Origin of the sequence: Sphingomonas sp., assembly GCF_051962185.1 — a bacterium.
Classification (GTDB): Bacteria; Pseudomonadota; Alphaproteobacteria; order Sphingomonadales; family Sphingomonadaceae; genus Sphingomonas.
Genome location: NZ_JBQCCN010000262.1, coordinates 1 through 11,817, shown reverse-complemented (window position 1 = coordinate 11,817; position 11,817 = coordinate 1). Strand labels below are relative to the sequence as shown.

Sequence of the window (11,817 nt, the reverse complement as noted above, 5' to 3'; positions counted from 1 at the left end):
GGCTATATAGCCACATGGCTATTCACGAGTCAAATCGGATGAGTAGGCCGGCGCGGAGAGGTTCTCAATCTCCCCTTTCTGCAAGGGAGGGGAGATGGACTGTTGACGGCGCCTCAGTCCGGCATCGTCTCGAACGCCGTCAAACCCTCCGGCATTGCGACCCAATCGGGTTTGTCGCGGACGAAGATCGCGAGCGTCGGCTGGAAGTGCGCCGGATCGTCGAGCGAACCGGCATAGACCGTATGGCTGTCGTGCACGCCATGGATGCCGCCAAACACCAGCCCGCCGCACTCCGGGCAGGAATTGCGCGTGGCGTTGCCGCCACGCATCGCCGGGGAGTGGAATTGATGCGTGCGGCCGGTGATCGTCAGCGCGCTGGCGGCAAAACCCATGAACGGGATGAACCCCGATCCCGATGCCTTGCGGCAGTCGCCGCAATAGCAAAAGCCCATGCCGTCCGAGGCTCCGCGCGCTTCGTAGCGCAATTGTCCGCACAGGCATCCACCGGTGATCGTCGTCATCCGCCTCTCCGCTTGCCTTCATTTTTGAGCGCCTCGCGTTTGCTCAGGCCGCTCAATCGATGCTCGTTCACGGCAACATAACGTGCGATTTCATCCGGATCGGTCCAGGCATATTGACGCAGCGCCCCGCCGATCGCCTTGCGCAGGAAGAATTCGGTCGATCCGATCGACGGTTCGATGCAGGCGTAAAGCAGATCGAGGTCGGTCGCACGCTTGGCGAGCAGTTGGCAGAGGATCGAGCTTCTCCGCTTCCACATATCCGCATCGGTCGACCAAACCAGCATCTTTTCGCGCATTGCGGAGCGGTCGTTCTGCAACAAGGACCATAAGCGGTGCCCGGCGATTTCGTCGACATAGTCCCACCATGCGCCGGTGACGATCATCTCATCGTACATCGGCAGCGCGTCGATCCGCTGAAACCGCCGCGCCGCCTTCACGGCGCTGAGCTCGATCGCGGCATAACGCTCCTCGCGATGGGTTGCGCCACGCCACAATGCGAGCACATCCGCTTGCCACGCCGCGCTGTCGGGCCAATCGAGTCCGGCGAAGACCAGCTTCAGCGCGGCACGCCGCGGCACGGTCAGAACGCCGAGATAGGGCATGGCCGATTTCATGTACGCCTGCATCGCCGGTGCGCGTGCCGGTTCCGCTACGGCATCGAGTGCTTCGCGGACCTGTATCGTCAGGGGCTTTCCCGCCGGCTTGGAATGTGTCATCTCCGGACCATACCCGATATTCAGATTCGGTGAAGAGGAGAGGTTTGAATGGCATCCGCCGCCGAACTCGATCGTCCGTCCGACGATCTCGAGAGTTTCCGTGCCGAAGTCCGCGACTGGCTCGCCGCCAATTTCCCTGCGTCGCTAAAGGGCAAGGGCAATGCTCTCGCCAGCGTCGAGGGTCCGACCCAGGAAACGCCGGAGATGACGGCGTGGCGCAAGGCGATGGGTGAGAAGGGCTGGGGCGTGCCGACCTGGCCGAAAGAATATGGCGGCGGCGGTCTCAGCCGCGCAGAGGCCAGGGTGCTGGCGGACGAGATGGCGCGCGTCGACGCGTGGAATCCGATCGGCGGCATGGGCGTGATGATGTTCGGTCCGACCCTGCTCGAATATGGCAATGAGGCGCAGAAACGCGAGCATATCCCCGCGATCGCCAAGGGCGAAGTCCGCTGGTGCCAGGGCTATTCCGAGCCCAATGCCGGCTCGGACCTCGCCAATCTCCAGACCTTCGCCGAGGACAAGGGCGACCACTACCTCGTCAACGGGCAGAAGACGTGGACCAGCGGCGGCCAGTGGGCGGACAAGTGCTTCGCGATCGTCCGCACCGACCGCAGCGACAAGCACAACGGCATCAGCTTCATGCTGATCGACATGAAGGACCCCGGTGTCGAAGTGCGCCCGATCCAGATGATCAGCGGCATGAGCCCGTTCTGCGAGACCTTCTTCACCGACGTGAAGGTGCCCAAGAAAAACCTGGTCGGTAAGGAAGGCCAAGGCTGGACGATCGGCAAGCGCCTGCTCCAGCACGAGCGCACCAACCTTTCGGGTGGCGGCTCGCGGCTGATGCCGAGCGGGCCGGGGCTGCCCGACATGGCCAAGAAATATGTCGGCACCGATGCCGAAGGTCGGATCGCCGATCCGGATCTCCGCGCGCGGATCGCCAAGTTCGAGATGGATTGGCGCGCCTTCCTGCTGACCGCGATGCGCGTCCAGGCCGAATCCAAGGCGAAGGGCGGCGTGTCCGAAGTGTCGTCGATCCTCAAGACGCTCGGCACCAAGCTTGGCCAGGAACGTGCCGAGCTGACGATCGAGATCGAGGGGCTACAGGGCCTGGGCTGGGAAGGCGAGGGCTTCACCCAGGACGAACTGCATGCGGTGCGCGCCTGGCTCTTTGGCAAGGCGACGACGATCTATGGCGGCTCGACCGAGATCCAGAACAACGTGATCGCCAAGCGCATCCTGGGGATGCTGGATCATCAATGATTTCCGTCGCCCCGGCGAAGGGCATCCCATCAAAGTATACTTTGATGGGGCCCGAAGGCCGGGGCCGCTGCGTAGTCTAGCGCAGCCCCAACCATCCAGCGGCCCCGGCCTCCGCCGGGGCGACGAGGAAAAGACAATGGCAGTCCTCAACGAAGAACAGACGATGCTGCGCGACATGGCGCGCGAGTGGACCCGCAACGAGAGTCCGGTGACGGCGTGGCGCAAGGTCCGCGATGCCGATACCGCGACCGGTTACAACGCGAGCGTCTATGGCGAGATGGCGCAGATGGGCTGGGCCGGGATCGTCATCCCCGAAGCTTATGGCGGTACCGATTTCGGCTGGCTGAGCCTTGGCCTGGTGATCGAGGAACTCGGTCGTACGCTGACCGCGAGCCCGCTGTCGGCGAGTGCCGTCGCCGCCGCGGCGATCGTGCTTGGCGGCAGCGAGGCGCAGAAGGACAGGTGGTTGCCGCAGATCGCGAGCGGCGAGCTGGTCGCGACCTTCGCGCTCGATGAGGGCCCCCGTCACGATCCGGAGGCCATCAAGACCAATGTCGCCGGCGGCAAGCTCAGTGGGACCAAGGCGTTCGTCGCCGAGGGCGACAGCGCCGGCCTGTTCGTCGTCGCCGCGAGCGATGGCCTCTATCTGGTCGACGGTGGCCAGGCGGGCGTGTCGCGCGCACGTCGCCACCTGACCGATTTCCGCAGCCATGCCGAAGTGACTTTCGACGCGGTCGAGGCCGACAAGCTCGCCGACGGCGGCGACAAATTGCTCGACCAGGTGCTCGACCGCGCCCGCGTCGTCGCTTCGGCGGAAATGCTCGGGATGGCGCAGCAGGCGTTCGAGACCACGCTCGATTACCTCAAGCAGCGGCGTCAGTTCGACCAGGTCCTGTCGACCTTCCAGGCGCTGCAGCACCGCATGGCGGGGTTGTTCAGCGACATCGAACTGATGCGCTCGGCGGTCGAGGCGGGACTGGCCGCGATCGACGCCGGCGGCGACACGCGCCAGGCGGCGCTGCTCGCCAAGACCAAGGCCAACGAGGTCGGCCACGCGATGAGCAGGGAAATGATCCAGCTCCATGGCGGCATCGGCATGACCGACGAATATGACGCCGGTTTCTACCTCAAGCGGATGCGAGTGCTGGAAGCGGTATGGGGAAACACCGCCTATCTGCGTGACCGTTTCGCGCGCCTCGGCGGTTACTGAGGATCGCTACCATTTTGCCATGTTTCCGGGATCGGGTCTGGCCGATTCCGGAACCATGAGGTCGTGCTATTTTCGCGATGAGGCGAGAATACATAGCAATTTGCAACGTTTCTTACGCTTGACGTAGCGTCAGCCATCGTGCCTATTCGAGTTCCGGGTATGGAGCCGTCCAATGTGCTCCGGCCCGCATGGGGAGAGGCACATGATCAAGACGAGGTTGCTTTGCGCCTGCGCGTTTTCCGTAATCACGGTATGCGCGGCATCGCCGGCCATGGCGCAATCGGGCCCTTCATCGGATCCGCAAGACACCGGTAGCACGCCGGACATCGTGATCACCGGCTCGATCATCAAGGGAACGCCGGAGGACGCCGCATTGCCGGTCAACGTGATCGGCGCCGACGAGCTCCAGAAGCAAGGGTCGCCCTCGGCGGTCGAATTGCTCAAGGCATTGCCGACATCGAGCGCGGTACTCGGAGATTCGAATCAGTTCGACAGCCGTTCGCAGGGCGCCGAGGGCATCGCGACGGCCAATCTGCGCGGCCTGTCGCCGCAGCGGACGCTGGTGCTGCTCAACAATCGTCGCCTGGTGACGTCGGGCAACGGCGTGCCGGCGGTGGATATCAATCTGATCCCATCGGCCGCGATCGGCCGGATCGAAGTGCTCAAGGATGGCGCGGCCGCGACCTATGGTTCCGACGCGATCGCCGGCGTGGTCAACTTCATTACCCGGACCGATCAGGAAGGGTTCCGCGCTGCGGCGACCTACAAGTTCGTCAAGGACACCGATGGCGATGTCGACGCGTCGCTGTCCTACGGCCATGTCGGGAACGGCTTCCGGATGCTGGCCGCGATCGGCTTCGCCAAGCGCGGCGAATTGCTCGCGCGCGATCGCAATTTCGCGGTCCAGCCTTATGCCAACAATCCGCAGGGCGGCTGGTCCGGCGGCGGCAATCCCGCGACCTTCCTCGGTCTGTCGGGCAGCGGCTTGCCGACCACCCCGCTGACGGCGGACAGCAGTTGCGGGTCGCTCGGCGGGTATGTCGGCGCTAATGGCCGCTGCTACACGCAATATTCCGGGTTCGATGCGCTGGCCGAGCTCGAGAAGCGATTCACCGCGTTCGTCGATGTCGGCGTCGATTTGACCGACACCACCAAGTTCGAGGTGACGGCGCTCTACGGGCGGTCGACGGTCCCGCACTATCTGACGTCTCCGTCCTATATCCTGACGCAGGCGCCCTCGATCGCCTCGCTGGGCGGGAAAAACCCGACGCCGTTTGTCTCGGGCTTTTACGTGCCCGCCACCAATCCGGGATTCATTGCCTATAACGCGGCGAATCCCGGCTTCTTCCCGGCATCGACGACCGGGGCGGTATTCCCGCTGCTGCTGTTCCGTCCCTACATGGCGGGCGGCAATCCTTCGACGCTGGACGATCCCGACGAAACGGGGTCGGCGCGTGGCATGCGCAAATCGGAATCGATCCGTTTCACTGCCGAACTTACGGGCAAGCTCGCGCCCAAGATCGACTGGAACCTGTCCGCGACCTATCACGAATATTATCGCTACATCGACGGCTACGATTCGTTCGGCGACCGCATCCAACTCGCGCTGCGCGGATTCGGCGGGCCCAATTGCAACGTCGCCGCGAACACGCCCGGGCAGAATGGCTGCCTCTGGCTCAACCCGTTCGGCAATGCGGTGACTCACGGCGCCATCAACGGCACCACCAATCCGCAGGGCAATGCAGCGCTCGCCAACAGCAGGGAATTGACCGACTGGTTCTTCGTGAAATCGAGCACGGCGGTCGATTCGCAATTGTTCGTGCTCGACGCGAATGTCAGCGGCTCGACCGGAATCAAGCTGCCGGGCGGCGATATCCAGTTCGGTGTCGGCGCCCAGTATCGCTACAATTGGTTCGACACGTTGTACGGCGCCAACAACAATCTCGCGGTCAATCCCTGCCGCGACACGCCGATAACGGGGAATACCAACCCGGCGGCTTGCTCGCCGACGTCCGGCGTCAATCCCAGCCCGGCAACCGGTGCGCTCGCCTTTCTGGGCACCAATTCCAACAGTTTCCTGAAAGGCGGGGTCAAGGCGGTGTTCGCCGAATTGCAGCTGCCGGTATTCGACGCGTTCAATGTCCAGGCGGCGATCCGCTATGAAGATTACGGCGGCTCGGTGGGATCGACCGTCGACCCGCAGGTCCGTGCGCGCTGGCAGGTCACCGACTGGCTCGCGGTCCGCGGCGGCTATGGCACCACCTTCCGCGGACCCACGCTCGCCAATCTCAGCGGCAATTCGGTCACTGCGCTGCAATTGATCGGGTCGGCGTTCAAGCCGGTCGATATCTTCGGCAATCCGGCGCTCAAGCCGGAAAAGTCGGAAAATTATTCGGGTGGCCTGCTGCTCAAGTTCGGTGGCTTCAACGCCAGCGTCGACTATTTCAAATACCGCCTGACCGACGTCATCGTCAGCGATCCGCTGGCGGCGATGGTGGCGACGCTGTTCCCGTCATCCGGCGGCAACGCCTGTTCCTCCGCTTTGGCGGCGCGGTTCACCTTCGCCAACGGCCTGTGCGGTTCGCAATCCTCGGTGGCGAACAACATCGCCAACATCTCGCGGGTGAAGACCTTCCTGCAGAACGGCGCCACGCAGACCAACGAAGGCATCGACTTCAGCGTCAAATACCGGTCGAGCCAATTCCTCGGCTCGGCGCTCCGCTTCGGCATCGGGGCGGATGCGACGCGTACGCTGCACAACCGGATCAGCGATATCTACGTGGCGGGCGTCAAGGTTCAGTCTGCCTATGACGGCGTCGGGCTGCTCAATTACCAATCGACATTGTACCCGGTGCCGAAATGGAAGGGGCAGGCCTATCTCGACCTGGGGACGGGTCCGGTCGATGCGCGGCTGACGGTCAATTACACGGATGGCCTGCACGATCAGCGATATGACACCAGGAGCGGTCCGTTCGCGCCCGACCCGTCGCTGCGCAATCCCGACGGGACGATCCCCGCGACCCCGATCTCGCTGTTGACCGGTGCCGACCTCAACAGCTTCGTGACCGCTGATTTCAATCTGCAGATCAAGCTGCCCAAGAACTTCGTCCTGACCGGAACGGTGTTCAACATCTTCGATGCGCAACCGCCCTTCGCGCGAGAGGATTACAATTACGAGCCGTTCGTGGGGAATCCGTTCGGCCGCATGTTCAAAATCGGCCTGTCGACCAAGTTCTAACCTTGGCCCACTGAATCTCTTCCGGCCCCGTCGCGCCAGACCGGCGCGGCGGGGCCGTTGTTTGCCAACGACAGGAAAGGTCGCTCCCCCGTGTCCTCCCCCACGCGCCTCCCCGAAATCGAAGCGACGTTCGCGCCCAAACGCCGTGCCCTGACCCTGCTGTTGCTGACGCTCGCGTATTTCTTCAGCTACATGGACCGGCAGATCCTCGCGATCCTGCAGGAAGACATCATCAAGGACCTCCACCTGACCGATGCCCAGATGGGGATTCTGGGCGGTATGGCCTTCGCGATCTTCTATGCCGGGCTGGGAATCCCGGTCGCCTGGCTCGCCGATCGCGGCAATCGCGTGAGGATCATCGCCGGCGCGCTGGCGATCTGGAGCGCGTTCACCGCGCTCGGCGGCCTCGCCGCCAGTTTCTGGCAACTGCTCGGCGCGCGCATTGGGGTCGGGATCGGCGAGGCAGGATCGAGCCCGCCGAGCCATTCGATCATCGCCGACCTCTATCCGCCCGACAAACGCGCTTCGGCCATGTCGATCTATTCGCTCGGCGTCGGCCTGGGCGCGGCGTTCGGGACCATCATTGGCGGAGTCGTCGCGACCTATTACGGCTGGCGTGTCGCGATGTACGTGATCGGCCTGCCCGGTTTGCTGCTGGCCGCCGTGATCTGGGCGGTCGTGCCCGAACCCAAGCGCGGCCTTTCCGATGCGCAGATCGCGATGGATGACGCCAAGCCGACGCTGATCGACGGCTTCTCGACGCTGTTCGCCAATCGTGCCGCGCTCCATCTCGTCGCCGGGTTCACGCTGACGTCGATGATCGGCTACGGCCTGACCGCGTTCGGACCCAGTTTCATGCAGCGCTCGTTCGGCTTCACCAAGCTCGACATCGCGCTCAAAGTCGCACCGGTCGGCGCGATCCTCGTCGCCATCGCCGCGATCGTCAGCGGAAGAATCGCCGATCGCCTGACCCGCACCCGTGGCCTCTACAGCCAGTCGTACATGATCGCGATCTTCAAGACGATCGGGCTTCCGTTGGGCCTCTGTGTCTATACCGCGACCAATCCGACCTTCGGGGTAGGGGCCTATTTCCTGTCGATTCTGTTCTCGACCGCTTATCTCGGCGTGACGTTCGCGCTGATCCAGTCCGAAGCGCCGATCCGCCTGCGGGCGACCTGGGCAGCGATCACGCTGCTGATCAACAACATGATCGGATTGGGCCTGGGGCCGTTTCTCGTCGGCGCGCTCAGCGATGCTCTCAAGCCGACCTACGGTGCGGAGTCGCTGCGCTATTCGATGTTCGTCTTCACCGCGATCACGCCCTGGGCGATCTTCCATTACTGGCGGGCGGGCGTGCTGCTCAAGCGCAAGGCGCAGGATGCGCGGGAGATGACGGAAACGGTCTTCGTCTGACCGGCCGGCGGAGGGCTCAGCCTTCCGCCGCGCGATCGTCGAACATGCCGAAGCACAGCGTCGAGGCGTACATCGCCACCGCGCGATCGCGCGGCATGGTCGACGCCCATTTGCGCATGTCGAACGCGGCGTTCTGCAACGCCATCAGCGACTGGCTGACGATCATCGCGTCGACCGGGCGGATCGATCCCTCGGCGGCGCCGTCCGACAGCATGCCGGCGTAGCGCCGCGCGATGCGGTCCGACCGATCGATCATCGCCTGGCGGACATGGCGCGGCAGGCCGGTCAGCGCGGTGGTGCGCAACAGCGGGCCGCGCTCGGAGAATTGGACGTCGAGCAGCGTCGCGATGATGCTCGACAGCCGGTGCCACCAGTCGCCGCTGGCATTCTCTCCGGCGTGGATCGTGTCGGTGATCGTGTCGAAGCTGCGCTTGTAGCATTCGATGACCAGATCGTCCTTGGCGTCGAGATGATGGTAGAAGCTGCCCTTGGTCACATTGAGTTCGGACGCGATGCGCTGCACCGAGGCGCCGCGATAGCCGAGTTCGTTGATCAGGCGGGTGGCGGCGCGCAGGAACGCCTCGCGCCCCGGCTCGGCGGCTTCGTGTTCGACGTCGAGGATCTGCGGCGTCCAAGCATCGCCAGGCATCGCGATGCCATGGCGAAACATGTCCATCAGCCGGGCCTCGACGCGATCGAACTGGTCGAGGTCGTACCGGTTGATCCAGGCGGGGATCCAGAAGGTGTTTTCGAGCAGCACATGCGCTCGGGCGCCGTACAAATCCTTCAACCGGCGCCCATCGGGCTCATCGCCCCACAAGGCACGGGTTTTGCGAAAGATCTCGCGCCAGGCCGCCATTAGCCGGCCGAGCATCGGCTCCTCCATCGCGCGCAGGTCGCTCAGCGTCGCCAGTGCGCGCTCGTCATGCTCGCGGATGCGCGCGTAGCGTTCCATGTTGAGCGACAGATAGCGTGCCACCCGCGTTTCGGGTGTCGGCTCCGCGCGGGCGGTGTCGAGCATGTCGCCCAATGTTTCTAGCGTGTGTTCGAAACACGCCTGGGCGAGATCTTCCTTGCGCTTGAAATAATAGGTGACGCTGGTCGTGTTGAGCCCCACGCGCCGCGCAACATCGGCGAAGGTCATGCCCTTCGCGCTCTGTTCGTTTATCGCTTCGGAAGCCGCCGCCAGGATCGCATTTCGTTTCGCCCTGAAACGTTTCGTTCCCGCAACCTCGTCCAGTTCTGCCGTATCGGTCTGCCCCATGTTCCCTGCTTAACATTTCCGTCACACGGGGCCAGCGGATTCCGCAGCGTCCCGACGCTTTTTCGATTGTCGGGATCGCGCCGCAAAAAGAGGATTCAACGCCTTTACCGAAAACGCGGTACGGTTTAGTCGGAGTCTCGACAGCCACAGGAGAGCAGCATCATGGACTTCACGTTGAGCGACCGCGAAACCTATTTCCGGGACCGCGTCCGGGCCTTCATCGACAAGGAGATCAGGCCCCGCAACGGCGAGTATCACCAGCAGTCGCACGAGGGCGACCGCTGGAAGGTCATCCCGGTGATCGAGCAGGTGAAGGACATCGCCAAGGCCCAGGGGCTGTGGAATTTCTTCATGCCGCCGCATTCTGGGCAGACCCATGTCGACGACAGTTTCGAATTCGAGGGAACACAGCTTTCCAATCTCGAATATGCTCTTTGCGCCGAAGAAATGGGCAAGATCGGCTGGGCTTCAGAATGCTTTAATTGCTCGGCGCCGGACACCGGGAACATGGAAGTCCTGCATCGTTACGGCACGCGCGAGCAAAAGGAGCAATGGCTGCGGCCGTTGATGGAGGGCAAGATTCGCTCGGCCTTCCTGATGACCGAACCGGCGGTAGCCTCTTCGGACGCGACCAATATCGAAACCTCGATGGTCCGCGATGGCGATCATTATGTCATCAACGGCCGCAAATGGTGGTCGTCGGGCGTCGGCGATCCGCGTTGCGCGGTCGCGATCGTGATGGGCAAGACCAATCTCGAAGCCAAGCGCCACGCCCAGCAGAGCCAGATCCTGGTCCCGCTCGATGCGCCCGGCGTCAAGATCGAGCGGATGCTTTCGGTTTACGGGTATGATCACGCGCCGCACGGCCATGGTCAGGTGCTGCTCGAGAATGTCCGCGTCCCGGTCGACAATCTGCTGCTCGGCGAAGGCCGCGGTTTCGAGATCGCGCAGGGGAGGCTCGGGCCGGGCCGCATCCACCATTGCATGCGCACGATCGGCGTCGCCGAAACCGGGATCGAGGCGATGGCCAAGCGCCTGCTCAGCCGTGTCGCCTTCGGCAAGCGCATCGCCGACCATTCGATCTGGGAACAGCGCATCGCGCGGGCGCGGATCGACATCGAGATGACGCGGCTGTTGTGCCTCAAGGCCGCCGACATGATGGACAAGGCGGGCAACAAATCGGCCCAGCTCGAGATCGCGATGATCAAGGTTCAGGCGCCCAACATGGCGCTGCAGATCCTCGACGACGCGATCCAGGCGCATGGCGGCGGTGGCGTGTCGGACGATTTCCCGCTGGCCCATCAATGGGCGGCGATGCGGACGCTGCGCTTCGCCGATGGCCCGGACGAGGTTCACAACCGAGCGATCGCCCGGAACGAATTCGGCAAATACGCCGACTACAAGGCCGACCTGCCGTCGAGCGGGGATATCGGGGTTTCGCGATAAGGACTGACGAACAGACCCTCACCCTTCCGGCGCTACGCGCCTCCCTCCCTCTTCCGCATGCGGGAGAGTGAAGGGGCCCGCCGCCGCAGGCGGTGGGAAGGGTGAGGGTCTGTTGGAATTCTAGGGGAGTAGACGTTGAAAGCAGCCGTATTGTTCGAGCCGAAGAAGCCGCTCGAAATCTGCGACGTGATCATCGACAAGCCCGGCCCGCACGAGGTGTTGATCCGCACTGTCGCCTGCGGCGTGTGCCGGTCGGACTTGCATTTCGTTGATGGCGCCTATCCGACGCCGTTGCCCGCGATCCCCGGCCATGAAGCGGCGGGCATCGTCGAGGCGGTCGGGTCGGAAGTGCGTACGGTCAAGGTCGGTGACGCGGTCGTCACTTGCCTGTCGGCTTTCTGCGGCCATTGCGAATTCTGCGTCTCGGGCCGCATGTCGCTGTGCATCTCGAGCGACACCAAGCGCCCGCGCGACGCCGCGCCGCGGCTCAGCCTCGACGGGGAGCCGGTCAACCAGATGCTGAACCTGTCGGCATATGCCGAGATGATGCTGGTCCACGAACATGCCTGCGTCGCGATCGACCCGGACATGCCGCTCGATCGCGCGGCCCTGCTCGGCTGCGCGGTGACGACCGGGGCGGGGGCGGTGTTCAACGCCAGCCCGGTCACGCCGGGCGAGACCGTGTGCGTCGTCGGCTGCGGGGGCATCGGCCTTGCCGCGGTCAATGCCGCCAAGATCGCCGGCGC

Annotated in this window: 9 protein-coding genes; 6 read left to right on the top strand and 3 right to left on the bottom strand. The window is 63.9% G+C overall.

The features are described 5' to 3' along the window. Window positions 1-113: 113 nt before the first annotated feature. Together ACTHJR_RS16715 and ACTHJR_RS16710 are read right to left on the bottom strand one after the other, a co-directional pair. A complete protein-coding gene (locus ACTHJR_RS16715; RefSeq protein WP_440524399.1) occupies window positions 114-521 on the bottom strand; it encodes a GFA family protein in 408 nt (135 codons plus the stop codon). Beyond that, window positions 518-1,237, bottom strand: a complete 720-nt coding sequence (locus ACTHJR_RS16710; protein WP_440524398.1) for a DNA alkylation repair protein — start codon at window positions 1,235-1,237, stop codon at window positions 518-520. Before ACTHJR_RS16710 ends, ACTHJR_RS16715 begins: the two co-directional genes overlap by 4 nt. Before the next feature lie 48 nt (window positions 1,238-1,285). On the opposite strand from ACTHJR_RS16710, the gene ACTHJR_RS16705 reads away from it, so the two are divergent. From ACTHJR_RS16705 to ACTHJR_RS16690, 4 genes are all read left to right on the top strand, one after another. Then, a complete protein-coding gene (locus tag ACTHJR_RS16705; RefSeq protein WP_440524396.1) occupies window positions 1,286-2,500 on the top strand; it encodes an acyl-CoA dehydrogenase family protein in 1,215 nt (404 codons plus the stop codon). A gap of 136 nt (window positions 2,501-2,636) precedes the next feature. Then, window positions 2,637-3,710 carry an acyl-CoA dehydrogenase family protein gene (locus tag ACTHJR_RS16700; RefSeq protein ID WP_440524394.1) on the top strand — a complete coding sequence of 358 codons (1,074 nt, stop codon included), beginning with the start codon at window positions 2,637-2,639 and terminating at the stop codon, window positions 3,708-3,710. A 202-nt stretch (window positions 3,711-3,912) separates the two neighbouring features. Then, window positions 3,913-6,948, top strand: coding sequence for a TonB-dependent receptor domain-containing protein (locus tag ACTHJR_RS16695; protein ID WP_440524392.1), 3,036 nt, complete (start codon window positions 3,913-3,915; stop codon window positions 6,946-6,948). 90 nt (window positions 6,949-7,038) lie between these two features. Next, window positions 7,039-8,361 (top strand): spinster family MFS transporter, encoded by a 1,323-nt coding sequence (locus tag ACTHJR_RS16690; RefSeq protein ID WP_440524391.1) that lies wholly within the window; start codon window positions 7,039-7,041, stop codon window positions 8,359-8,361. A 16-nt stretch (window positions 8,362-8,377) separates the two neighbouring features. Here the strand turns inward: ACTHJR_RS16690 and ACTHJR_RS16685 are convergent, their stop codons facing one another. Further along, entirely contained in the window at window positions 8,378-9,625 is a 1,248-nt protein-coding gene (locus ACTHJR_RS16685) for a TetR/AcrR family transcriptional regulator (RefSeq protein ID WP_440524389.1), read from the bottom strand. 162 nt (window positions 9,626-9,787) lie between these two features. Here ACTHJR_RS16685 and ACTHJR_RS16680 point away from each other — a divergent pair, with 162 nt between their 5' ends. Beyond that, window positions 9,788-11,071 (top strand): acyl-CoA dehydrogenase family protein, encoded by a 1,284-nt coding sequence (locus ACTHJR_RS16680; RefSeq protein ID WP_440524388.1) that lies wholly within the window; start codon window positions 9,788-9,790, stop codon window positions 11,069-11,071. A 135-nt stretch (window positions 11,072-11,206) separates the two neighbouring features. After that, the coding region (locus ACTHJR_RS16675; protein ID WP_440524387.1) for an alcohol dehydrogenase catalytic domain-containing protein at window positions 11,207-11,817 on the top strand (611 nt) is incomplete at its 3' end.